Raw genomic sequence first — 25,875 nt, 5'->3', positions numbered from 1 at the left:
TGACAGTAGACATATATTCTGTATATATTATAACACTCAACATTATTTTATATATAGTTTTTATACATTCAATATATTAAAAACACTGTTTTTGATAGCTAATATTGCCAAAACACTTAACCAACTAATGAAAAAAGCGAGATCGTTTTATTGAACAACATTATCCACTATAGGTAATCAAACCTCATGACATTGCTCTATAAGATATCGTCAAATTATAATAAGCTATCTACACGTTTCTCACTCATATTACTACCAATGAACGATGAGCGCATGCGTAAAAGGCTTAGTAGCTTTATAACTCGAATCTATAGCGTGTTTTTTTTGGGAAAAACATACAATACAAAACCGTCAAGACAAACCAAGGCTTTTAGAGGCAAACAAGGTTTTACGCTAGTCGAGCTCATTGTCACTACAGCAGTGTTAGCAGTTATAGTGGCTATCGCAACGCCAATCATACGAACACAGTTGGCTCGAATGGAAGCAAAACGGATTAAAATCCAGTTAGCAAGTTCGCTAGCTTCAGCAAAAGCGGAGAGTTACATTAGAAGACAGGACGTCATTGTATGCTTATCTGATAGCGGAGGACGCTGTCACAGAGATAGCGACAAAGTACTTTTGCTGTTCGTAGACAACAATAGCAATAAGCATTTTGATGATGAAGTAGATTTTTTAATCGCTCAGCATACCTTAAACCTTAAATACAGTAAGCTCAGTTTACGAGTTGGAGCTAGGCGACATTACACCAAATTTTGGGGAGATAGCGGACAACCTCGAGGACACTTTGGTCATATCAAATATTGCCCCACCGTTGACTACAATGAAGCGATGTATCTTATATCATTTAGCCAAACAGGCCATATTAAACAAAAATTCAATGCAGACCATCCTACCAAATGTGATAGTTAAGCAAGCTGACATATCATATGTTTAGCAACATATTTAACAACTACTGGTAACGTCGCTGCTGCTGCCATAGTAAACGGCTTTGTAATGGTTGATAATCAAGCAAATGATCAATCATATATCGATGTAGCTTCGACCAATTATTCAAAGTGGTTTGAGTAATACCCAAATCTGCCATTTTAATAATATCAACACCCATAAAGACAGTTTTTTCAGTGCTACTTCCTAACTCTTCAGATTGAATGTTACTCTGTAAAACAGGCATGAATCCCGCATCAGGTAAAAAGTAATAAGAGCATTCAGGCTCAATAGTATCTTGAATGCTATCGTGGGTGAACGTTAAAGTAAAACCCAACTCTTTGAACAGATAATACTCAAATTGGCGCAAGCAAATGCGTAATTCAATAGCACTTAAAGAGTGTCTAAGTTGGTGCAGACTATCTTGGTAATACTGCCATAATACAGGCATAGGATATTCAGCAGGCAAAAGTCGCCATAAGATTTCGTTTAAATACAGTGCTGAATATTGATTTTGACCAGTGATGTTCTTATAAGGGACTGACTCTAGAATAGTAGCCGTCTCGTACTCTTCTGCTATATCGATCGAAGTAGCACTTTGTGAGGTGATATGAATTTGACTAAATGTCTTTAAATCACGCTTGCCCGTAGCAAAAAGCTGTAACGGCATAAACAGTGGGGCGCCTTTTTTCCCAATACCATGTACCACACCATGTTTCTGAGAAAACAGATAATATAAAGCGCGCTTTTCTTGATAAGGACGTTGATGTAATAAATAACCGACTAGCGCTTCGTTACGCATTTCTTATTACCTCAACATCGAACATCTAGAGAAATCTTCAGAATGCTAGGTCGTGTCTTCATTTTAAAAATGAGATAAACTGCCATCAAACAAGAGAAATAATACAGATAATACTGGATTATTAACCCGCTATTGCATGATGTCTGGCAAGATTTAGCCCAATTAGATAACTATCTTTTAAATTGACGACACGCCCTAGTCTGCAATTAATATCCCAAACTGGTCAATGCTCGCTCATCGTCAGACCAACCACGCTTCACTTTTACCCATAACGTTAGCATGATCTTTTTGTCAAAAAGCTGTTCCATATCTTTACGAGCATCCATGCCCACTTGCTTGATACGTTGACCTTTATCACCAATCACAATAGCTTTTTGACCACTGCGTTCTACATAAATAGTCGCATCAATGAATGTGCAGGCTTTACGTGGACGACCTGTTTTTGGATCGGTGTGCGCAGGCTCATCTTTGAATTGGTCTATCTGTACGGTTAAATCATAAGGCACTTCATCACCTGCACTACGCATGATTTTTTCACGGATAATCTCACTGGCCAAAAACCGTTCTGAGCGGTCAGTGATCTGTTCAGTATCATAGATAGGTGGCGCGACTGGTAAATGTGATGCAATCACTTCTTCTAAACGGTCTAAGTTTTGATTTTTTAAAGCAGATACTGGAACGATATCAGCAAAATCGAAACTGTCGTTAAAAGTTTCAATAAGCGGTAACACACTCCCTTTGTCTTTCAAGGTATCTGATTTATTAATAACCAATACCACAGTCAGATCTGTTTCACCAAGTTTCTGTAATGTCAGTAAATCATCGTCACGCCATTGGTCTGAATCCACCACAAATAGCACTAAATCAACATCAACCAAAGCAGATACTGCTGCTTTATTCATACGCTCATTAATAGCACGTACTTCATTATGGTGAATGCCTGGTGTGTCTACAAATACAGCCTGCATTTCATGATTAGACAAGATACCATGAATACGATGACGAGTTGTTTGTGGTTTACGTGACGTAATGGACAGTTTTTGACCCAACAAGTGATTCATCAAAGTTGATTTACCAACGTTTGGACGTCCCACAATCGCAACATAACCAGTTTTAAAACCATCAACCGTACCAGTATGCCCGCTAGGTGCAAAAAACTCTTCAATTGCGGTGTTATTTTCTAACGAGATATCTTCTGATTGATTGATGTCTTTGGTTGTAATTTCGACGTTATCTTGGTTTATATTTAACTCTGTGCTTTCAGTCATATCGTTGATACTATCTTCATTATTTGATGGCAAATCAGTACGATTGCTCATAGGGTAAATCCTGTAAGGTTTATAACCAATTAAACGGTACTTAATGAGTTATTGGTTATATCAATATTAAAAAGCGAAATCGGTATTGAATGGCAGACATTAACAGTTTTGAAATAAAAATATATGACATCTAAAACCAAGCAATTAAGGTTTAAAGCTTTACGCTATGCATATTCATTAAATAACTATCATCAATTTAAAGTGGTCTTGATAGTGTATGAGTAAATGTGACTTATGAACGCTTTTTCGCCGAGCTTGGTAGTTTATGCAACTGGTTAATCATTAATTCTGCTGCTTTTTGTTCAGCGATACGGCGACTCTCACCAGATTCAGTAATATCTACGCAGTTATTAATATTAACATGGCAACGTACAACGAAAATTTGATGCGGTGCATTACCACGTGTTTCCATCAACTCATAATGTGGCAAATCAAACTGTTTAGATTGAAGCCACTCTTGCAGACGGCTTTTAGCATCTTTTAATGCTTTTTGATCATTAACATTATCAATCAAATCACCATACCAAGAAAGCACACAATCTCTCGTGACCCCCATATCTTGACTATCTAAATAGATAGCACCAATCAAAGACTCTACCGAATCAGCCAGTATAGAAGCACGATTACGACCACCACCTTTTCTCTCACCCACGCCTAATATAAGATGGTTTGAAAGCTCTAGGTTTTGAGCAATAATGACCAGTGACTCTTGACGTACAAGTGTGGCACGCATGCGAGTTAAGCGCCCTTCATTTTGGCTAGGATAGCGATGATATAAAGCCTCACCCACAATCATACCTAATAAAGCATCGCCTAAAAACTCTAAGCGCTCATAATTTTTTTTGCTATCAAATGAGCGGTGCGTCAGTGCCAGTTTCGGCAGGCTCAAATCTTTGAACACATAACCCAACTTACGCGTTAATACCGCTAACCGTTGAATAAATTCTGAGCTAACAACAGGTCTTTCGATAGACGTGCTGTTTTTTTGAGGAGTAGGAACCGCTTGGGAATACTGCGAAGTTGGTTTCATGCGTGGCTTATGGTTATCCCTTCTGTTTTGCGAATTTAAGCATATAGTCAAAGTATTTATAAATTGGTAAGGTGTTAACCTTACTATTTTGTACAATAGTATCATCTAAACTTGGTTGCGTTACACTAACTATTAACAGTTTTGACTATAGTGTTGATTGACTAATTTTATAAAAAGTTAATAGGCCTTTAAGCCCTTTCTTAATTACTCTGCTGTTGCCATTTCAATGTCACCTTCAAAACGATTGACGATATCAACATTTTTAAAAAAGTTATTCGTTACTTCATACTTTTTGTGAATAGCCAACTGACCTGTTTTTTTATCAGTAAAAGTAAATACATCTTCTGCCTTAGTATTATAACTAGCATCAATAGATAACTGTCTATTGACACGATCAACGAACTGTTTGGCTGTCTCTTTACTATCATTTGCTTCCTTGAGCTGTGCGCTTAAGGTTTTGGTTAATTGATAATCGCCAATCTGAGCTGGAGCAATAGCAACCGTCAACTTAGCAGTAATACCCAAAATGATGATAATTAATATGATGCTTGTCACACTAGCACCACGCTGCGTGGCCAATCCAGATAACTGCTGCATTATTATATCCTTCTACTGATAATATACTATTTTTAATATAGTCAAAGAACTCTAAAGCAGGTGCGATTTAGCCAACTTTAGATTGTACAAGTAGCCCCACTAAGGAGGGTAGCACTGTAGCTGTTTAGTCGTTCTCTGACTATAGGAGCCTAGATGCTAGGCATCTGTTATTAGATAGCAACAATATTAGCACAAAACTATTATCGAAAAATCAACCAATAGAAATTCTCATAACCTTAATCAATCGTACCATTACGTTGGAAAGTTGGTAAATTCAGTCCTGGTGGCTTATGCATCCATATATAAACGGCTTTTCCCGCTAAATTTTCATCAGGAACAAACCCCCAAAACCGTCCATCAGCACTGCGGTCACGATTATCACCCATGACAAAATAATGTCCTTCTGGCACACTAATGCGCCACTCGGTACCTGCTGAGCTAACCACTTCTGGCGACTGCTGTTGTAAAAATGGAGCATATTGTGCACTATTCATACCAGCTAAGTAACGAACAAGATGCTTGTTTTCGCCCTGTGTTTCTTGAAAATACTCCGCCTCAGCTTCTTCTTGCTGACCCATTGCGATAGCACTTTCTTCTGTCAGCTCTTGTCCTGGAGCAATTTTTCCTGGTAAATAAAGCTGTGATGTCAATTCGGTATCAGCTGAAAAACCTACTGGCTGCGTCTCTACTGGTATATCGTTGATAGATAACTGCCCGTTGCTATAACTGACTGTATCGCCAGGTAAACCAATGACACGTTTTATATAGTAAATGCTAGGGTTTTCAGGATAGCGAAATACCGCTACGTCACCATGCTCGGGCTCACCAGTATCTAATACTTTATTATAAGTCAAAGGTAGACGAACGCCATAAGCATATTTATTAACCGCAATAAAATCACCCGTATATAAGGTTGGTACCATAGATGATGACGGAATATTAAACGGCTCAATTAAAAATGATCGTACAATCAAGACTACTGCCAATACAGGGAAAAAATCATAAGCCCAGCGTACCAAAAAACTCTCATTACCCCGTCCGCGAGCTTTACGCTGCTTGAACGCCAGCTTATCTAATAGCCAAATAATACCTAGACCTATGGTTAAAGGCACTAAAATCAAATTAAAATCAAAATCCATACCAAATGGCCTATTAACGAGCTGCTTTAACGGTTGCTATCGATACATTATTGTATTAATAATGATCGCTTTTATAACAGTAATAAGGGTGTACTGCCTACTCTACTTGCAGTACAGCTAAGAAGGCTTCTTGTGGAATCTCCACGCTACCCACTTGCTTCATGCGCTTTTTACCAGCTTTTTGCTTAGATAGTAGCTTTTTCTTACGCGAAACGTCACCACCATAACACTTAGCCAGTACGTCTTTACGCATGGCTTTTACTGTACTGCGTCCAATAATCTGACTGCCGATAGCAGCCTGAATCGCCACATCGAACATCTGACGCGGAATCAATTCTTTCATTTTAGTGACCAATGCATTACCACGATAACGTGACTGGGTTTCGTGCACAATCATTGCTAACGCATCAACTTTCTCACCGTTGATCAGTACATCTACTCTGACCAGTTTATCGACTTGGTAACGTTCAAAATTATAATCAAGCGAGGCAAATCCGCGTGAGACAGACTTTAGACGATCGAAGAAATCCATGACTACTTCGCCCATTGGAACATCAAAGATCAGCTGGACTTGTCGACCCATAAATCGCATATCAACCTGCACGCCGCGACGCTCAATGCATAGCGTCATCACATTACCCAAGTACTCTTGTGGTACTAGAATTTGACATCGTGCAATTGGCTCACGAAACTCTTCAATATTATTCGGCTCAGGTAGATGTGATGGGTTATCTACATAGATAACATCACCGTTTTTTTTCTCAATCTCATAGATCACTGAAGGCGCTGTTGTGATTAAGTCTAAGTCATATTCACGCTCTAAACGCTCTTGGATAATCTCCATGTGTAGCATACCCAAGAAACCACAACGGAAACCAAAGCCAAGCGCATCAGAGGTATCAGGTTCAAAAAACAACGACGCATCATTGATTTGTAGCTTTTGCAACGCTTCACGGAATTTTTCGAAATCTGTAGACTCCACTGGAAACATACCTGCGTAAACTTGCGGCGTAATTTGCTTAAATCCAGGAATACGTTCTACGTCAGGTGTTTTAGCATGGGTAATCGTATCACCAACAGGCGCGCCAGCAATATCTTTGATCCCAGCAATCACAAACCCTACCTCACCCGCTTCTAACACACCTGTATCTACAGGCTTAGGGGTAAAGACACCAATAGAGCTGACTGGATGTGCTTCTTTGGTCGACTTAATATAAATCTTATCGCCTTTTTTTACCGTACCTTGACGAACGCGTACCAAAGAGACAACACCTAAATAACTATCAAACCATGAGTCAATAATTAACGCTTGTAAAGGCGCTTCACGGTCACCAGTTGGCGCAGGAATAAAATCTACCAAGGCTTCTAGTAGCTTATCGACACCAAGACCAGATTTTGCGGAAACACGCGGAGCATCAACAGCTTCGATACCAATAATATCTTCAATCTCTTGAATAACGCGTTCAGGCTCAACTTGTGGCAAGTCAATCTTATTTAAGACTGCCATCACTTCTAGGCCTTGATCAACAGCTGTATAACAGTTGGCCACTGACTGCGCTTCTACTCCTTGCGCAGCATCAACGACCAAAAGCGCGCCTTCGCAAGCCGCTAATGACCGTGACACTTCATAAGAAAAATCAACGTGTCCTGGTGTATCAATAAAGTTAAGTTGGTAGCGTTCTCCATTTGGATGGTCATAGAACAAGGTTACCGATTGCGCTTTAATGGTGATACCACGCTCACGCTCAATATCCATAGAATCGAGTACTTGCGCCTGCATCTCACGATCTTGCAAGGCACCGCACATTTGAATAAAACGATCAGCAAGTGTCGACTTGCCATGATCAATGTGGGCAATGATTGAAAAGTTACGAATATTGGCTAATGCAGTCACAAAGCGCCTACTAATTTAAGGGTGATAGAATAATAAAACTAAAAAATAAATACTGTCAGACGTAAGCGATATTATAATTATCTATTATTGAAGATCGTGAGAATCAGTGCACTGACCAATACTGTCTTCTTGAATCAATAGCGTCAAGATGCTACCACTTACATACAGATGTAAGGGAGTATTCTAGCAGTTTTCAACTATAAAGTAAGGCGATTTTATTAGTAGAGAGGTGATTTACAAATGAAGTTACGAGCTGATAACCTTACAGATAGAAAGCAAGGTGTCTATTGGCGCTCTATTATCTGATGTAGCGATCACAATCGACTATGAATCTGCATCAACAATCAAAACTAAACCCTATTAAGATGGGTTCGATTTCGAAACATCCGTCTCTATAGACTGACTATCTGCTTGATTTAGATACTTGTATGTCCATGGTGATTTACCATAAAAAGCACCGTTTAGCTGCGTTTGCTCTATCAGGTACTCACGAAATCGAAGATAAAACTCATTGTCTGGTTTTTTAGGATATTGCCAAAAATCATTCAATGGTTTTTGATCTGTTAGCTTAGGAGTATCGTAAATTGCTCGGCCCATGATCTTGGTGGGTTTTTTATGATAAATCGACTGTAACCCTGTCGTACTATTGATAGTCAACATTCCAATACTATGTTTCATTAAGGTGGGCAGGTGCATATCACAGCCATAAAAAACACGGTGCGTCACTTGATATCTCACCGCTAAGCTAGCTATCAGCTCACGATAATCTCGATGACCTCGATCGAGTGGATGATGTTTAAATACGAGCATCTGTTGCTTGTCAGCATAGTTTGCAAAGCTTGCAATAGACTCATCTATGAACTGTACCACATCGCAATAATCACTATGGTGCGTAATCTGTGAGTCATTATGCACTTGCAAGCTAATCAAGAAATAGTTGTGACTCTCTTGCTTAGTTAGCTGACTTTGTAGTTGCTTATCAGGAAAGTAACCCCGTAACTTACGCCACGGTGCCTTGATCCAAGCCATCGCCTCTTGCCATGCTGTCATACCGCGGTAATGTGAATAATGTGGATAGCGGCTTTTGTACATCCAAGCGACAATATAATAAACAATAGCAGCGATACTTAAACGATAAAAACGATTGTGTGTATATAGTGGTTGGTCATTGGCTTTTTTCAGTGCTTTAATGTCGGCTATATTTAGGCGCGAATAACCATTAATACCATGTTCTTGTAAGGTAATATAGTCCGGACGCAGATAGCCTTCCTCAAATACAAAAAAAGATATATCTAGCTGCTCACTAACACAGGCAGCCTGTGCATGATGTGGACGACAATCGCCAAAACAAACAATTGCATCAATAGCATTATCTTTAACAAACACCTGTAACCAAGCCGAAAACTGCGCTAATGTTCCAGTATATTCATAAGTATTATCATGATGATAAAAAAAAGCATCGCCTGCATTAAAGTTAATTTTGCTAACTTTGATATCTTGCGTCTGTAAGAATGTTGAAAAGCGATTAAAAAACCCACCCATCTTTCCTTGTAGTAGCAAGACGTGTCGATGAGTAAGTAAATAAGACATCGAAGCTGCCATAGTACTGGATTACCATTGATTGAAGAATAAAAGATAAAAGCGGGAAAGGTAGCTAGGGTGTCACGACACAGAAACTACAAGTGATTATACCGAAAAGCCCAATGTTTGTCGTACAGGATTTATGTAAGGCTCTAACGAGATACTTTACGTATAAGCTGCTGCCATTGATGACGCTGCTGCATAAAACGTATAGCGGCACGGCGTTTAAACCGTGCAGTCATTGTCGATACAACGGAGGTAGCGGTCACGATTGAATGATTTCTATTGCCAGCTATTTTGGTTTGAGACTCTTCACTACAAAAGTCTTCAGGATAATCGGTATTTTTAGATGGATACAAATAATTAATGACCTGCTCTACTTGCGCAAGCCCATAGCCATTTGGCAAGCGATATAGTGGATAACGAATAAGCACACAATATAACAGTTGCTCAAGCGTCAACGCTGTGTCTCGTTGACGTCTCTCTAAATATTTAGCTTTTGGTAATAACTGCGCATCAATATCTGTCGTTAAGCCCCAACCAGCATAAAAAGGTAAGCCGTAACAAGTAACCTTTAAGCCACGAAGTAATGCCTCAAAACCTGTTAATGAACTAATAGTATGCACTTCATCAACACACTCTAGACAATCAGGCATGGCCGTATCATACGCAACCGCTTGCACATGATGCAAACATGACTCTGATACCTTACCAGCTCTTAGCCCTGCTTCCACATCAGGATGTGGCTTATAAATGAGATAAGCATTAGGATTGTCTTGACATACCCGAGCAATCAGATCTGTATTGGTCTTGATTGTTGAGCCGCAGTATTGAACCGATAAATCATCTTCTACTTGACCAATAATGAGGATACGGCGTTTCTCAGATACCCTTGCCGCTTGCATCCACGAATTCTGCTTGCTATCAACGTTAGCAATATCAGCACCAACATTGTATTTACTCACTCGCTGCATTAGTAGTTTGTCTTGAAGCGCTTTTATTCTTTTAATTTGATATGGCTTCAACGACTCGCAATTGTACAACAATGTCTCTAAATCTGAAGGCTGAGTGGCATCATAATAAATACCCTGCCTATCTATCACTACCGATAACGGTGCTAGTAAGGTTGCTCCCAAACCATTTGAGCGAATAAAGCCATCTTCCATACAGTAAATATCAGGCTGCTCCGCCCGTTGATACTGTCGTTTTTTTTGTACTTGTTGGCGTTTGGCTAGCCCCCATACAAGTAAAGGCTGCTGGTAGTTGACCCGAAAATGATCTGGATGCAGCAAGTTTTTTAAACGTGGCTTTGGTTTAATAAATAATGTCGTGCGCGGAAAATCGGCAAAATCTTTCACGAAAGGCAACTTCCAGCGGCTAAATTCATATACCGTCAAGTTACCTTCAAGGCGAGACTGCCAATGACGATTGGTCACCAACCAGTCAATCACTGTTCCAACCTCACATGCCTGTTTGGTTACTGGATCTACATAGTGGCTATAATCAATATAAGCACTATAAAATAGGGTTTCTAATGTAGTATTGAGCGTTTTATTAGACACCGCAGACAATAAGGTTGAGCGCAGTTTTTTCTTGGTTTTTACTGAAGTGCTCGCAAAGGCTTGACGGCGTTGTACAACCCTTTTAAGCAAACGTTTCGGTGCACCACTATCGTTGGTAAGTCCCCAACCACTATACCAACTGACGCCAAAACAATGCACCTTTTTACCAAGCATCAATGCCTCAAAACCCATATGTGAGCTAACCGTATAGACATGTTCCACTTGTTCTAATAGAGCAATAGGATTGAGTGATTGAGTTAATAAACGAACATTTTCTGGCAGTTTAAGACTGGTGAGATATCCTGATTTTGACGCAGGATGAGCTTTTATCCAAATATGGGCATTAGGATGATTGCGGCAAGCTGCTTTAAGCATCTGCTTAAATTGACGTTTAGTAGCACCAGCACCTTTAATAGAAGCATCACCAACCACTTGATCAATCAGTAAAACATGTGATTGCGGAGCATTTTTGACTGTATGAGAATCTTCTTGTCTAACCCAATCCTCTAATGATGGACAATCAAGTATAGCGTTATATTTGCTAATTTTTTCATCGCAGATACGTGCTATGAGTTGTTGAGCACGCTTTTCATCTATTTTATGACGATTGCTAGTAGCCATATTTTTAGTACGCTCAACAATCAGCTGCTCAAGACGTGAACTACTTGTTAGGTCAAAATAAATACCCATATCATCAACCACCACACTCAGACCATGACGGCTACTGGTACCTGAATCTAAAGAGCGCAAAAAACCATCTTCGACACTTAAAGTGGCAAGGTTCTGCCGTGTCGCAACTCTATTAGCACGTTGATAACTTTTCTTATGTCCCCATCCGATAAAGGCATCGGGTAGTGATTTTGATGAATAAAAAGCAGTCTGTTTTTCTATATTTGAGGACAGCAACAAAGGGCTATTACGGTTAGCTAAACGATATGTTAAACCTGACCACGGATACCAGCGTTCAATATCAGCTTGTAGCACTTCCGATAACAGCACATTATTTTGACGAATGCCTTTTCCAATGACCGCTAATTTTTGAGGTATTTTGAGCTGAGTAGATGGCAAAAATAGCGCATTATCAGATACAACTGATGGTTTGATTTCATCTGCGACGCTTTTTGCCATCTCTAATACCTTTATTCATTACTTTAATTGAACTACATACACGGTTTTTGTAGCTATATTAGAATACCGCATTGGCTGCAACGGCCAACTGATAAAGCACTTGAGTGATACCACGAGCGATTTCTACACGCTTAGTTTTGACTTTTGGTAATACCATAATTTCATCACCTTGCTGGATACGGTAAGCCGTGTTAACCACCTCATGTGTTCCATTTTGATGAACCACTAAAATATCTTCCATATCAGCATTATCACCAAAGCCACCTGAGCTGGCAATATAGTCACCAACCGTGTAATCAGCATTGAAAGTTAGTGCACCTTGAGCACGCACTTGTCCGTTGACAGTGATGATAGAGGTTTGCGCAGGTATCTCAATAATATCCCCTTGCTGCAAAATAATATCTTGCCAAGAATTTGGTACAACCACAATCCGACCTTCAGGCTCTACCTTACGTGCTTTGGCCACAAACTCTTTGACCAAAGCAGCATCATCTTGACGCAGTGCCGCTTCTTCTCGAGTGGTCGACTGAGTAGAGAGCGTCATCTCTTCTAAACGATCAAGCGACTCATTAATCATGGCTTTTTGTTGCGCCGCAACTGATTCACGGTAAATGGTTAAGTTGTTGAGCGTGGCTAGTGAACTCGGTTGTAACTGCGGAATAATGTCTTTTAGACGAGCACCATAAGGTACAACCATCGCGCCGTTGCCTGTGTGTGAACCCTTCACTTGCACAGCAATAGTACCTGCATAACGATCTGACGTTACGACCATCTGATCACCATTATAGACAGGAATATTTTGCGCCTCCGTTAATGAGTAATACTCTGCCGTCTGTGCACGTCCTGCACTACGAGTAATGCTAACGTTAGTGGCATTTGCAGCTGGATTGGCCACTTGTAATACATCACCAACCGTTAAGTCATTTACGTCAAACTCAAAGGTATATTCGTTTTGAACCTCTCCACTCACTTCAAAAGTCTTCTTTTGCGGCGAAACGGTTATCACATCACCATCACGAAAAGAGAATGACTGCAACTTACCAGCCAATAAAAAATCATATAAGTTGACTTGCTGCAATAGCTGACCATTACGTTTGATCTGAATATCAATGTAGCTACCACGAGTTGGATCCACACCACCTGCTCTATCTAGATAAGACAATACTGAATCTGCAGCCAGACCACCATAATAACCAGGTTGCTTGACAAAACCGGTGACAAACACTTTAACAGGCTGCGCCTGCTCTAGTGAAGCATAAACACCAACGTTTGATCGATAAATACGACTAACAGCGCTTTGTACTACATTTTGTAAATTACCATTTTGTACACCCGAGATACGTACTGGGCCAACATTTGGCAAGAAGATATTGCCTTGTGGATCAACTGTTGTAGTCGCTGCATATTGATAAGCACCCCACATTCTGACCTGGACATTATCACCAGGATTAATCACATAGCTGTCATTAAAGGTAGAGCCAGAAGTGGTCGAAAATGCGCCACGAAATAGCTGCTCACCAAACATCATATCTTGAGTATCGATGTCTTGATAAGGACGCGTAGTGTTAATCACTGACTGGCTAGGCAAACTCGCTGCATTCACCGCTTCTTGAGTGGTTGCTTGGGCAGGCACATTACCGGAAAATGCTTGCGTTGAAGCGTTGATAGTATTGTTGCTAGTGCCGAAGCTAGACCCTGTAACTTGGCTGTCATCACTGGTTGCTGCCATCACAGGCGTGCTCATTGCTACCATAGCCAAACTGATCATTATCACGATAGAACGTGGTTTTGTATTCATGCGTCTTATTCCTTTGCTGATCTATCGATCAGTACTGATATCTGGTTTGTCAAAAATGGTTTAGTCAAACTAGCTACGATGGTCACGAACCACTGCCATTACTAAGCGCACAAATCCATAGAATATCAGCAGCAATGCTAGAGATGTCCAAATAATATAAGCGCGACGTGGGTATAAGGCTTCTTCAGCTTCATAAGGGGTTGAAATGACAATCAGATTTTTCATCTTTTTGAAAGCTTCTAGCCGTGCTGTCTCAAGTGATGTTAACGATAATTTGTATAGTTCAGTCGCAAACTCAACATCGGCTTTGATAGTTTCAAACTGTACCGCTTGACGGTTCAACTTGGTGGTATTCGGTGAGGTTAACTTTGTTTGCTCTTGGCGTGTTTGTTCTTCAATCGCTTTAATCTGACTTCTCACTGATACCACCTGCGGTGCATCTGGATTCAGATAGCTAAGCAATTGACGCTCTTCAGTACGTAATGAACTCAATTGTGCTTGCAGGCTACCAATCAGCTGATTAACGATTTGGGCATTGGCTTCTGGGTCATAAATTTCATTTTCATTTTGGTAATTTAACAGCTTCTCTTTGGTCTCATTTAAGCGTTCTTCTGCTTCATTCAACTGCGTTTCTGCAAACACCAACTGATCCTGAGCTACCTCTTGCGAAATACGGTTTACGAACTGCTCAGACTCATCCAAAATAGTTTTATTAAGCTCAAAAGCATACTTTGAATCAAACCCTTCTGTCGATACTGAGAGTATATAGCTTTGTTCATCTAGGTTGATATGCACACGTTTTTTGAAGTACTCAAGCAACTCCTCTTGCGTGGCATCAGGTTTAAGCTCATTGATTGGATCTGAGCCATCAACATAATAAGCTTCACGAAACTTGAATTTCTTATCAAGACGTTTCACCATGTCATTTGACAAAATATATTCTGTCAAATAAGTTGCGTCTTCCTTGCTAGTGCTATTTACACCTAACAAAGCCGACAAACCACCACCTGATGCCGTATTGGTATCACTAACTTGTTTGACCACCACATTAGCGGTCGACGTATATCGTGGATGGGCAAATATCATGACATAAGATATCACTAGTACCCAAGGGATAATCACCAAGCCAATGAACAGCGAGAAGCTAACGACTTTACTTTTTTGCTTTGTGGATATGCTTTTCATAAACTTCAATCGCTTCTGTTGTATCGTCAAAGACATGTGCTGTTTGATCCATTAACACAATACCAATATCACAATTTCGCTTAATATCACCAATATTATGTGACACTATTAGAAATCCTGCCTGTTCACGCCGCGCAGCCAATATCTCTTCACTACGCTTACGAAACGCAGCGTCACCGACAGCGCCCGCTTCATCGAGCATATAATAATCAAAATCAAAGGCCAAACTTAGCCCAAAGGTTAAGCGCGCTTTCATCCCTGATGAATAGCTTTTGACTGGCATATCAAAATAGCTACCAATATCTGCAAACTCTTCGACAAATCTGATTTTCTCATCAATATAAGGGCCACTTGAATATAAACGGCAAACAAAACGAACATTCTGACGGCCCGTCAAGCTCCCTTGGAAACCACCTGCCACACCGACTGGCCATGAAATGGTCGAATCAGTAATAATCTCTCCATAGTCCGGCTTATCAAGACCACATATAATGCGTAGCAAGGTTGACTTACCCGCACCATTACGGCCGAGCAAACCAACACTTTGTTTATCACCAATAGTCAGATTTAAATCTTTAAACAGATAATGCCGACCCTTCTTGGTCATAAATGACTTAGAAACATTCCTAACTTCAATCACTTATTTACCTTTTTATATCGCTTATATAATAACTTATCTCATCCATAAAATAGCATCTAACGAGAGCGAATCATGTCACGCTCAGCATATTTATAGAGCAGTAATCCTAAAAAGTTTACCGCAAACATCCATTTCAAAAAATAGCCTATATCAATATGATATACAGGATAGTTAGGAGCAAATGCATGTCTCATCAGCTCAATATTATGAATAAAAGGATTGTATAAAAGATAGCTAAAATAAGGCTCAGGAATAATATGAATTGGATAAATAATACCTGATGTGAAATATAGTATTGTAAATACAATCGTTATTACTTTACTGATTTCACCACCATAATAACCAATGACCATCATAATGAGAGCAACACCAAAACTAAATATAAAAAGCGTTATCCAACAAAATAGGACAATATGTAAACTCTCTAAGCTGGCATATATATCAAAAAAAGCCAAACCCAATAATAATAATATAGAGGTAAAAAAATAAATGACCAATTCCAAAAATGAGCGGGCTATGATCACATCAATATGGCGAATGGATCGGTACATCAATAAGCCTTTATTGGCTTCAACAGCGCCTAATGCTCTTGTCGCTATTTTTTGAAACATGCGAAAAGGCACCATTCCTGCTACTAAAAACAAGGAAAAGTCCATTCCTGGTACTAATCGCTCTCGGATAGCACCAAAAATCACTAAAAATATAAGCACCTGAAATAATACTTCGAGTGGCGCCCATAGATAGCCCAAGCGATAACCACCAAAGCGCGTTTGCAATTCACGCATTAATAGAGCATGAAATGCTGCACCCATGACTTTGAGGCCGCTTCGATGCTTAATAGGACGATAAGGAGGTAGTTGTACAGACATGACGTTACAGAACTTTATCGAAAACAGCCACTATGATAAGTAAGCGCGACATAAGTTACAACAATTAATCTGTACCGGAACAGATAAACCTATGATTTAGTAAGAAATCGGTAGGTAATTATAACGCATCATCAACAAAACCAAAAATTCATCTTAGCTACAGTCAAAGAACTCTGAAACGGCTATAGAGAAGCCGAACTGTATATTAGGGTGTGTCCTCATTTTAAAAATGGTGATAAAAATGAGATAAATTGTAGTCAAACAAGGAAAATAGCACAGATAATATCGAGATATTAGTCAGCTATTTGACGCCGTTTGGCAAGATTTAGCCATTTTTAACCCATTTAGATGGCTATCGATTGAATTGAGGACACGCCCTAATACCTTTAAAGACAATAGCTGTTTAGTAGCTCATTGACTATCTCTATCAAATGTAAATTTGAGTCGTTTATTTTAGACAAAAAAAAACCAATCTCAAAAGATTGGTTTTTTAGTTGGTACTAAAAAGTACCTATATATGGTGGCGATGAAGAGACTTGAACTCTTGACCTCACGATTATGAGTCATGCGCTCTAACCAGCTGAGCTACATCGCCATTTTAGGTTGGGTATTATGCCCAAGCAGATGACTGTCGTCAACCCCTAATGAGCATTATTTCCAAAAAACTTGGCCTAATACTAAGAAACCGTCATTAACAATCAATCACGAGCTTTTTGATACTATTTGGGCCTTTAAAAAAGGTTTGGTAAACCGATAAGCCGGGTTCTGTCGTGGACAATCATTCCTCTAGGCGTATCATCGCTAATACGCTCAAGCAACCTACCCGCATCGAACGCGGGCCGCGCCATGCCGATGCCTATTTGGTCTTGCTACGCGTGGAGTTTACCATGCCGTGAGATGTTGCCATTCACGCGGTGCGCTCTTACCGCACCCTTTCACCCTTACCTCGCTTGCGCGGGGCGGTCTACTCTCTGCTGCACTGGTCGTCAAGTTACCCTGCCCAGCCGTTAGCTGGCACGCTGCCCTATGTAGCCCGGACTTTCCTCCCCTGCATGTCTGTTGCCAGTATGCAGCGGCGATTGCCTAGTCTACCAAGCGCGCTAGTATAACAAAAATAATAATAATTTGGGAATGTCATTTAAGTTTATTTGTAGCCCTAAAAAAAATAGCTTGAAAACGACTTAAACAAACCCTTTTGGCAAGGTGAGATAAGAATCTTTTGAAGCGCTTTTATTGTTATTTAACGCATTTGTTTTTATGACAGGTATCTGTAACCAATGCGCTGTTGGATAATGCTGCTTTAGATAGCTTTGTAAAAAATCGATAGTACCGTTCGCTATTTCGGCATCGGTATTGTCAGTATCGTCATGAAGATGATTATAAATAACGCTATGTACAGATAACCCACGTGCTTTTATTGCTTCTAAACTCAGTAATGTATGGTTGATACTGCCCAAACGACCAGAAGTAACCAAAGTAATCGGATAACCTTGAGTAGCAATATAATCTAAAATGAATAACTGCTCCGTTATTGGTACGAACAGACCGCCTGCGCCTTCTAGTAATACCAAGTCATACTCAGTTTGCAGTCGTTTAGTCGCACTAGTGATCACTTCAGAATCTAACACTTGCCCTGATAATCGCGTGGCTAAATGCGGTGAGGCGGGCTTCTCATAGCGATAAGGACAAGTGGTAAAATCAAGGTCAAAGGTCTGTAGCGGGATGTTCATGAGTTGACGATGCGTCATGATATCGTCAGCAATGCCTATCTCGCCAGTATCAGTATTCATCGTCACGCCCGTTTGTACCAGCTTTTGAGTGATGACGTTGATGCCTTGCTGCATGAGTGCCTTTGCAACCATACCAGTGACATAAGTCTTACCGATATCGGTATCGATACCTGAAACAAATAGCACACTCATGGCTGACCTCGTTTGTCTAAATACATCCGCACCACTTTTAGTAGCGTCTGGCACAACTTAATCAACTCGTCATCAGTAATCACATAAGGCGGCATGATATATACCAACTTACCAAATGGTCTGACCCAAATACCGTTTTCAATCAATAAAGCCTGAAAGACTGGCATCTCCACAGCCTCTTGTAACTCAATGACGGCCACCGCACCCAAACAACGTACCTCAGCAACGCCCTTTAATAACTCGGCCGGCGCTAGCTGCTGCTCCATAGTCAGCTGCATATTCTCAGTGTGCGCTTCAATATCGTAAGACAAAATCAAATCAACTGAGGCACAGGCAACCGCACAAGCCAATGGATTACCCATAAATGTAGGACCGTGCATCAGTGCTGGATAATCGCTATGATGAATAGTATCGGCGACCTTTCGAGTGCATAACGTTGCGGCAAAGGTCATGTAGCCGCCTGTCAGCGCCTTACCAATGGTCATAATATCTGGGCAAATGGCTGCATGTTCACAGGCAAACAGTTTGCCACTACGACCAAAACCAGTGGCGATTTCATCAGCAATCAATAGCACGTCATGCTCATCACACAGCTGACGCAGCAGCTGCAGATAGTCAGGACTGTAAAAACGCATCCCGCCAGCGCCTTGAATAATCGGTTCAATAATAAACCCTGCCAACTTATCGCTGTGATTGTCAAAAAATGTTGTCAGTGCAGCGCGGTCAGATTCTGTCAAAGCTCGCTCAAAACCTAACGCTGGTGCTGGCACAAAGTGCTGCATTGGCAGCTGTTTACCATATAAACTGTGCATACCATTAATAGGATCACAAATACTCATGGCATGCCACGTATCACCATAATAACCAGAGTGTGTAGAAGCAAATTGCTGCTTATTTGGGCGATTGGCGGCAACTTGATATTGCAACGCCATTTTCAGTGCCACTTCTACCGCAATACTACCACTATCGGCATAAAAAATAGCATCTAAGCCTTTCGGTACAATAGACAGTAGTTTTTTGCCCAAATCGATGGCCGGTTGGTGGGTCAAACCACCAAACATCACATGCGCCATTTTACCCAATTGCTCGGTAATAGCGTCGTTTAGTTTTGGATGATTATAGCCGTGTACGCTCGCCCACCACGATGACATGCCGTCAATCAGGCGCGTACCATCTTCGGTAATGATATAAATACCTTCGGCACGATCAATGACAATATTAGGATAAGTTGGCGGTAGGCTGGCATAGGGGTGCCATAGATGTTGGTGGTCAAACTCGCTGGCTGACTGGCCTAAATTTATACTCATGCTTTTGTTCCTAAAACGTTTTTTATAGTCGATCCGCTATAAAGAAATACAGAGATACGGATTACATTTTGCGCTGCCTCTATCTGCGTAGGTACAGCAAGCAAGAAAAATGTAACCCGTATCGCGTGGTTGACTCTCTTTTATTTGGGACTGAGTATATATCAAACGCCGTCAATATCTTATTAGCCAATCAGACATTGCTTTGCTTTCGGATATTGCTTATTGACCAGTAATACGTTTGTATTTGGCTAACAAGTCATTCTCTGTTTCGACATGGTTAGGGTCGTGCGGAATACAGTCAATCGGGCAAATCACCACACACTGCGGCTCATCAAAATGCCCAACGCATTCGGTGCATAAATCGGGATCGATAACATAAATGTCATCGCCTTCTGAGATGGCCTCATTGGGGCACACAGGCTCACACACATCACAGTTGATGCACTCATCAGTAATCAATAGCGCCATAAACTACTCCTCACTGTTTTATTTTTAGCTTATATGCTGTGGTTACACGATTATTAAAAGGCGAGATGATGCTAAATTATCAGTTTTTTTGTAAAGGCATCAGACACGCAAGTGGGTACAAACTTAGTGACATCACCGCCAAGTTTGGCAATTTCGCGAATCATGGTTGATGAGATGAAGGAATAGTTCGGCGCAGGCGTTAAGAATACCGCCTCAAAATTTTCATCAAGCTCACGGTTCATATTGGCTAGCTGAAACTCATACTCAAAATCTGACATAGCCCGTAAACCACGCAAAACAGCATTAGCACCTTGCGCTTGCATAAATTCGACGAGCAAACCTTCAAAACCGACCACGGATACTTGTGGTAAATCAGCGAATACCGTTTCAACTAAGCCAACACGTTCTTCAAAGTCGAACAATGGCTTTTTATGATGCCCTGAAGCAACGGCAATCACTACCTCGTCAAATAATTTGGTGGCACGTGTGACTAAATCGACATGACCATTAGTAATAGGGTCAAAAGTACCGGGATATAAAATTTTGGTGTGCAGTCGAGATGGAGTTTTAGGATGGCTCATAGCAAGGCTAATCTAGTCGTTGAGGTTATGGCATATGCTAACAAACTTTGTCTGTATTTAACACTTATCTGCTACATTTGTCCTAACAGCTGACTTACATTTTTAACAAAGGCTTTGCTACAATGGTTGGTTCGACTCATCCTGCTTATTTTTAAATAAAAAACACGCCGAACAAGCGGATCAGGATGAGGAATTATAAGTAAGGACACGATATTGTCCTTAAAAATCCTTACGAGGAAACCATGTCAAAGAAATCAAAAAAGCCTGACAATCAGATATGTGCCAATAAAAAGGCGCGCCATGAATACTTTATTGAAGAATCATTTGAGGCAGGTCTTGCCCTACAAGGCTGGGAAGTAAAAGCCATTCGTGCTGGCAAAATGACGATTACCGAAGCTTATGTGATATTTCGCAATAACGAAGCATTCTTGTTTGGGGCGCACATTCAGCCGCTGATATCTAGCTCAACGCACGTTAGCCCAGATAGCATTCGTACTCGTAAGCTGCTGCTCAACCGACGCGAAATCGAGAAACTCTCTGGGGCAATCAATCAAAAAGGCTATGCCTGTGTACCACTATCCTGCTACTGGAAAAACTCGCTGGTGAAATGCCAAATTGGCCTAGCGGTAGGTAAAAAGCAGCACGACAAACGTAAAACGCTAAAAGACCGTGACTGGGAACGTGATAAGCAGCGCGGCTTTAAACAGCATTTAGATTAATAAAGTCAGTTCTCTATAGTCGATCCACTATAAAAAAATATAGCGATGCTGGTTATATTTTACGTAGCCTCTGTCTGCGTAGGCACAGCAAGGGAAATTTATGCCAGTATCGCATAGTCATATTTGTATCGTTTTTATTTAGAACTGACTATACAAAACAGGCCCTAATCTAATACCAAAAAGGACGATTCAATATAATACTGAATCGTCCTTTTTTTATTTAGCTCTCATTTATCTTTTATGCAGTGCAGTCGACGTTGACTGACTCCTTAAGCGGTCTGTTCTTTTATAACCGATTTTATATCATGACGCGCGCGGCTTAGTTGACGCACCCCATGAGCAATCAAACAAGCAATGCCAAGCCAAATCAAACCATAGCTATAAATCATCGCAGACTCAAACGGGTTGCCCAGTACTGTCACTGCTAAAATAAATAACAATGCAGGCTCTAAATAGCTCATCATGCCATACATATTTACGGGTAGCATTTGACTGGCATCAATATTGGTCTTCATGGCTAACACACTCAATATACCTAGCCCTATCAGCATCATGATAAAAAATCCAGAACCGCTCACCAAATCCACGCTACTGGGTGCAAAAAAGAACAAGTAAGCGACCGCAAACGGTACAAAAATAGTTAAGTCGACCAACAATCCAGTCACCGCACTGATGCCTTGCAGACGGCGCAAAATATAATACATAGGATACGTTCCGCATACCCAAAGCGTGGCCCATGATATGCTTTGAGTACGTACAATCTCACTCCCCACCCCCACCGCTGCAAAAACAACGGCTAGCCACTGTAATCGGCTTAGTTTTTCACCGAATAACACACAACCAAATACCACCATCATGAGTGGAAATAAAAAGTATCCCATGGCAGTCTGTACGCCTTGTCCGTTGACAGGTGCCCACATAAACAACCAAAACTGACTGAGAAATATTGGCGTTGGCAATAGCAACCAAGCCCACTGTTTGACGGTACGCAATGCAGCTAATTTGTGCAGGTGTGACCCTAGGCGTCCACTAATAACCAAGTAGCCAATCAATGCCGCCCACATGGCAAGCATACGCCAAATAAATACTTGCGTACCTGATAACGGTGCTAAAAAGCTACTATAAGCATAAAGAATACCGAATAATACATTAGACAATACAGCCAATATCACACCCAATATTAAGGTGCGCTGCTGTGTGCTACCTGCTGTCCAAATGGTAGGTAAAGGCAGGCGCGAAACCATAGTGTTTAGCGTATTAGCAAACGTATTAGATAGCATAGAAATAGACATTAGCAACACCGTAAAATAGTAAACGTGAAATCAACCCAATACTAGCTCAATGGTTATGACTCGCTAGCTTTGGATTGATATAATCTATTTTACGCAAGGTGTGTGATATATTATCTCTATATACAATATAATATGAATAATTTTATCGTATTGTTGTCTTAAAATGATTTTTTTATCAAATATCAAAGAGGATTAGTGATATATTTAGCATATCGGTATTCAACTCAGTGTCAGATACATTATAAATAGCCGACGTCCTAACATTAATATTAAAAATATTCCAAAATAAGAGACACTCTATGAATCATGTATTAGATGATATTGATAAAGCTATTTTGAACTTATTACAAAGCGATGCCACTCTACCACTCAAAACGGTGGCAGAGCAGGTTCATGTCTCTATCGCTACCGCACAGCGCCGTATTCAAACACTGACCAATACAGGCGTGATTACCAAACAGGTGGCCATCGTCAACCCTGAAAAAGTAGGTTACGGTCTAACCGTTGTGGTACTGATCGATATAGAACGTTCTAATACCTCAATGCAACATCGATTCGAGCGTCTGATGGAGGCGCAGCCAAGGGTAATGAGCTGTTATGAGATATCTGGTGACTTTGCATTTATGCTGATGGTCAATGCCAAAAACATGAGCGATTATCACCAATTTACCCGAAATATGCTGACGTACGAGAACAACGTACGAAATTTTAAAAGCCAGTTTGTGATGAACTTTACCAAGAGTGGCACAAAGATATTGCTAGATTAGCACTTACCTTAAATACTGATTGGCTATTACTTATTAAAACAACCTCTCAACAACCTCTTTCGGATGGCTTTGTTTGGCAATATCTGCCACCCGAAACAGTATCTCATCAGCATCAACAGGACCTAGCAAGTCACACAGACACACATAGGCCAGTTGAACGATATGATTCAGAAGTTCTGTAGCATCAGGCACTATAGGGCGTTCACTTTCCAAAAACTGATTAATATTGATAATATGCCCTTTAAAAGTGCGTTCTCTTGCAACCATTTGGTGCAAATTGTGAAAAAAGTTATGATGATGAGATTTTGTTAACTGACTACCTATTGCTTCCATCACAGTATAAAAAGCCAAAGTGGATTCATTAATAGATTTTTGTTTGTTAATATCGTTACCGTTATCAGTAGCAGTCACTCCTTGTAGATTATCTGCTGTCATCGTATCCCAAAAGCCTTTACGAATATCAGACTTATGTTCTTTTAACTCAGGATAGCGCCTCGTTGCGTCTAAAATACACTGCTGCATCATCTTTACAGAAACCCTTGAGTACTGTTGCCACTGGGTTGTGAGCAGCCTTACCTCTTCAGGATCTAGATATTTTGCAAGTACCACTGCCATCGCGGATACAGTCTGATCTACTGATTGAGTATCGATATTCATCCGTGTTCTCCTATAAATGGCGTTCTGTTAAATTTTTGGCATCAAACATTTGCTTTTGAAACTCTGGATAACCTATTTCTGCATGCTCGGTATAGTCAAGACCACGCTGCTCATGTAAACGACTGGCTTTTAAGCCAAAGCCTAAGTCAATCAGTTTATACATGACAAGCCCCAAGCCAAGACCCCAAACAAGTGCCATGCCCACACCCAATACTTGTACACCGACACGTGATAGATTGAATAGGTCATCGGTATAAAATAACCCTGCTGCTAGCGTACCCCATACGCCACCAAAGCCATGAACAGCCACCGCTGATACCACATCATCAATCTGTCGCTTTAATAAAGCTTGTGTTGATAGCACATAAACCACGGCAGCGACCAAACCAATAATGACGGCAAAAATAGGCGTCGTCGTCGCACACCCTGCAGTAATAGACACCAAACCAATTAGACTGGCATTAACACTATCACTAAGCAAAATAGCCTTCTTAAATGCTTTGGATATCAGCATATAACTAATCACAGCACTGATTGCTGCTACAAAAGTATTGACCGCAATTAAACCGATATTGCCCGTGATCGATAAGGTGGATCCTGCATTAAACCCAAACCAACCAAACCATAAGATAAAGCCGCCAAGCGCTAGCAATGTCATATTATGACCCGCTATCAAACGTGGCGTACCATCAGGTGCAAAACGCCCCATTCTTGGTCCAATAACCAAAATACCTGCTAGTGCCAGCCAGCCACCTATCGAATGAACAACCGTAGAGCCCGCAAAATCAATAAAGCCAAGCTCAGCTAGCCAACCAGCGCCTCCAAAGTAGCCACCCCATACCCAACTGGCAAATACAGGATAAATAAATAGACAAATTAAGCAGGCAGCAACCGCATAACCTATAAACGATACACGTTCAGCCATAGCACCACTAGCAATCGTGACGGCAGTTGCAGCAAACATCATTTGGAAAAACATCAACGCCCAATCCATGTTGGACAACGCGACTGGCATAAAGTGATCGGTGCCAAAAAAACCTGAGTTATTGCTACCCATCATCAAACCAAAACCCACCAGATAAAAGGCCAAACCACCGATACACATATCGGTATAGTTTTTCATCATCACATTAACCGCGTTTTTTGCACGCACCGAACCGCTTTCTAACAAAGCAAAACCTGCCTGCATAAAAAACACCAGCACACCGCCCCATATAATCCAAGCAACATTTTGATATTCAAGTAGCTGTGCCACTGTCAGTGTTGCCTCTTCTGCAGCCATTGCGCTAGCCATTGTTCCATATATCACAGCACTGATTAGGAATGCTTTAGAGCACAATGACTTACATAAAACAAATATCTCATTCCAGCTAAAATGTAATGTCCTCACTCACTTATCTCCAAACAATAGTTTTATTTATATAATCTGTATTACTATATTCTGTTATGAGCTTATCTAAATACGTCAGCCCTAATAACGAGCAAGCAAAGCATGTGCCACATACATTCACTTATCAGAACATAAAGCTGGCTATTATCGATAAAAACACTCACTTATTCAGGCAGTGTCTATTTACCCTTACGCCACTGATTTATGACAGAGACATACAAAATACTGAAGTGTGGTCACTGTGAGAACGGAGATAGCAATGAGATAAATGTTAGAAAAACTAGGAAAGTCATAGAGAGAATAC

22 protein-coding genes, 1 tRNA gene and 1 other RNA gene are annotated in these 25,875 nt (G+C 40.6%); 3 read left to right on the top strand and 21 right to left on the bottom strand.

The annotated features are described in order from the left end of the window. The first annotated feature begins 324 nt into the window (after positions 1-324). A complete protein-coding gene (locus tag ACT3RN_RS03750) occupies positions 325-909 on the top strand; it encodes a pilus assembly FimT family protein (protein ID WP_444518500.1) in 585 nt (194 codons plus the stop codon). A 40-nt stretch (positions 910-949) separates the two neighbouring features. On the opposite strand, the gene recO is transcribed toward ACT3RN_RS03750, so the two are convergent. The 18 genes from recO to coaD all read right to left on the bottom strand — a co-directional run bounded on the left by recO (position 950) and on the right by coaD (position 20,746). Continuing rightward, entirely contained in the window at positions 950-1,726 is a 777-nt protein-coding gene (gene recO, locus ACT3RN_RS03745; protein ID WP_444518499.1) for a DNA repair protein RecO, read from the bottom strand. A 206-nt stretch (positions 1,727-1,932) separates the two neighbouring features. Continuing rightward, a complete protein-coding gene (gene era, locus ACT3RN_RS03740; RefSeq protein WP_444518498.1) occupies positions 1,933-3,045 on the bottom strand; it encodes a GTPase Era in 1,113 nt (370 codons plus the stop codon). Between the two features lie 232 nt (positions 3,046-3,277). Beyond that, on the bottom strand, positions 3,278-4,075 hold the full coding sequence (rnc, locus tag ACT3RN_RS03735; RefSeq protein ID WP_444518497.1) for a ribonuclease III: 798 nt from the start codon (positions 4,073-4,075) through the stop codon (positions 3,278-3,280). Positions 4,076-4,279: 204 nt separating this feature from the next. Further along, positions 4,280-4,672: a DUF4845 domain-containing protein gene (locus ACT3RN_RS03730; protein WP_444518496.1), complete on the bottom strand. Its 393-nt coding sequence runs from the start codon at positions 4,670-4,672 to the stop codon at positions 4,280-4,282. Between the two features lie 236 nt (positions 4,673-4,908). Next, the gene (gene lepB / locus ACT3RN_RS03725; RefSeq protein ID WP_444518495.1) at positions 4,909-5,811 is read right to left on the bottom strand and encodes a signal peptidase I; all 903 of its coding nucleotides are present in this window, start codon (positions 5,809-5,811) and stop codon (positions 4,909-4,911) included. Positions 5,812-5,908: 97 nt separating this feature from the next. Continuing rightward, positions 5,909-7,705, bottom strand: a complete 1,797-nt coding sequence (gene lepA / locus ACT3RN_RS03720; RefSeq protein ID WP_444518494.1) for a translation elongation factor 4 — start codon at positions 7,703-7,705, stop codon at positions 5,909-5,911. Between the two features lie 360 nt (positions 7,706-8,065). Continuing rightward, entirely contained in the window at positions 8,066-9,295 is a 1,230-nt protein-coding gene (locus ACT3RN_RS03715) for a capsule biosynthesis protein (protein ID WP_444518493.1), read from the bottom strand. Between the two features lie 143 nt (positions 9,296-9,438). Next, a complete protein-coding gene (locus ACT3RN_RS03710) occupies positions 9,439-11,976 on the bottom strand; it encodes a capsular polysaccharide biosynthesis protein (protein ID WP_444518492.1) in 2,538 nt (845 codons plus the stop codon). Positions 11,977-12,034: 58 nt separating this feature from the next. After that, positions 12,035-13,774 carry a polysaccharide biosynthesis/export family protein gene (locus ACT3RN_RS03705; RefSeq protein WP_444518491.1) on the bottom strand — a complete coding sequence of 580 codons (1,740 nt, stop codon included), beginning with the start codon at positions 13,772-13,774 and terminating at the stop codon, positions 12,035-12,037. A 69-nt stretch (positions 13,775-13,843) separates the two neighbouring features. After that, positions 13,844-14,959 carry a capsule biosynthesis protein gene (locus tag ACT3RN_RS03700; RefSeq protein ID WP_192519039.1) on the bottom strand — a complete coding sequence of 372 codons (1,116 nt, stop codon included), beginning with the start codon at positions 14,957-14,959 and terminating at the stop codon, positions 13,844-13,846. Continuing rightward, complete coding sequence (locus ACT3RN_RS03695; protein ID WP_192519040.1) at positions 14,928-15,599, bottom strand: ABC transporter ATP-binding protein; 672 nt, start codon at positions 15,597-15,599, stop codon at positions 14,928-14,930. The genes ACT3RN_RS03700 and ACT3RN_RS03695 overlap by 32 nt, the downstream gene beginning before the upstream one ends. 56 nt (positions 15,600-15,655) lie before the next feature. After that, the gene (locus tag ACT3RN_RS03690) at positions 15,656-16,468 is read right to left on the bottom strand and encodes an ABC transporter permease (protein ID WP_192519041.1); all 813 of its coding nucleotides are present in this window, start codon (positions 16,466-16,468) and stop codon (positions 15,656-15,658) included. A 518-nt stretch (positions 16,469-16,986) separates the two neighbouring features. Then, positions 16,987-17,063, bottom strand: a tRNA-Met gene (locus ACT3RN_RS03685). Positions 17,064-17,206: 143 nt separating this feature from the next. Beyond that, an RNA gene (gene rnpB / locus ACT3RN_RS03680) (RNase P RNA component class A) lies at positions 17,207-17,563 on the bottom strand. An 86-nt stretch (positions 17,564-17,649) separates the two neighbouring features. Continuing rightward, on the bottom strand, positions 17,650-18,390 hold the full coding sequence (bioD, locus tag ACT3RN_RS03675) for a dethiobiotin synthase (RefSeq protein WP_444518490.1): 741 nt from the start codon (positions 18,388-18,390) through the stop codon (positions 17,650-17,652). Continuing rightward, the gene (bioA, locus tag ACT3RN_RS03670) at positions 18,387-19,697 is read right to left on the bottom strand and encodes an adenosylmethionine--8-amino-7-oxononanoate transaminase (protein WP_444518489.1); all 1,311 of its coding nucleotides are present in this window, start codon (positions 19,695-19,697) and stop codon (positions 18,387-18,389) included. Before bioA ends, bioD begins: the two co-directional genes overlap by 4 nt. Positions 19,698-19,916: 219 nt before the next feature. After that, a complete protein-coding gene (locus ACT3RN_RS03665) occupies positions 19,917-20,165 on the bottom strand; it encodes a YfhL family 4Fe-4S dicluster ferredoxin (protein ID WP_192519044.1) in 249 nt (82 codons plus the stop codon). A 71-nt stretch (positions 20,166-20,236) separates the two neighbouring features. Continuing rightward, positions 20,237-20,746, bottom strand: coding sequence for a pantetheine-phosphate adenylyltransferase (gene coaD / locus ACT3RN_RS03660; RefSeq protein WP_192519045.1), 510 nt, complete (start codon positions 20,744-20,746; stop codon positions 20,237-20,239). A 242-nt stretch (positions 20,747-20,988) separates the two neighbouring features. Here coaD and smpB point away from each other — a divergent pair, with 242 nt between their 5' ends. Further along, positions 20,989-21,465: an SsrA-binding protein SmpB gene (smpB, locus tag ACT3RN_RS03655; RefSeq protein WP_192519046.1), complete on the top strand. Its 477-nt coding sequence runs from the start codon at positions 20,989-20,991 to the stop codon at positions 21,463-21,465. A gap of 269 nt (positions 21,466-21,734) precedes the next feature. Here the strand turns inward: smpB and rarD are convergent, their stop codons facing one another. After that, the gene (rarD, locus tag ACT3RN_RS03650) at positions 21,735-22,757 is read right to left on the bottom strand and encodes an EamA family transporter RarD (RefSeq protein WP_444518488.1); all 1,023 of its coding nucleotides are present in this window, start codon (positions 22,755-22,757) and stop codon (positions 21,735-21,737) included. A 299-nt stretch (positions 22,758-23,056) separates the two neighbouring features. Here rarD and ACT3RN_RS03645 point away from each other — a divergent pair, with 299 nt between their 5' ends. Beyond that, a complete protein-coding gene (locus tag ACT3RN_RS03645; RefSeq protein ID WP_192519048.1) occupies positions 23,057-23,524 on the top strand; it encodes an Lrp/AsnC family transcriptional regulator in 468 nt (155 codons plus the stop codon). 33 nt (positions 23,525-23,557) lie between these two features. On the opposite strand, the gene ACT3RN_RS03640 is transcribed toward ACT3RN_RS03645, so the two are convergent. Then, entirely contained in the window at positions 23,558-24,181 is a 624-nt protein-coding gene (locus tag ACT3RN_RS03640) for a hypothetical protein (protein ID WP_444518487.1), read from the bottom strand. 10 nt (positions 24,182-24,191) lie between these two features. Beyond that, complete coding sequence (locus tag ACT3RN_RS03635) at positions 24,192-25,463, bottom strand: ammonium transporter (protein ID WP_442073259.1); 1,272 nt, start codon at positions 25,461-25,463, stop codon at positions 24,192-24,194. Positions 25,464-25,875: the final 412 nt, after the last annotated feature.

The sequence above is a fragment of the Psychrobacter sp. AOP5-GZ1-6 genome (genome assembly GCF_052376345.1).
In the GTDB taxonomy this organism is placed as follows: Bacteria; Pseudomonadota; Gammaproteobacteria; order Pseudomonadales; family Moraxellaceae; genus Psychrobacter.
The sequence above is the reverse complement of the archived record's forward strand: the minus strand, read 5'-3'. Positions and strand labels throughout refer to the sequence as shown.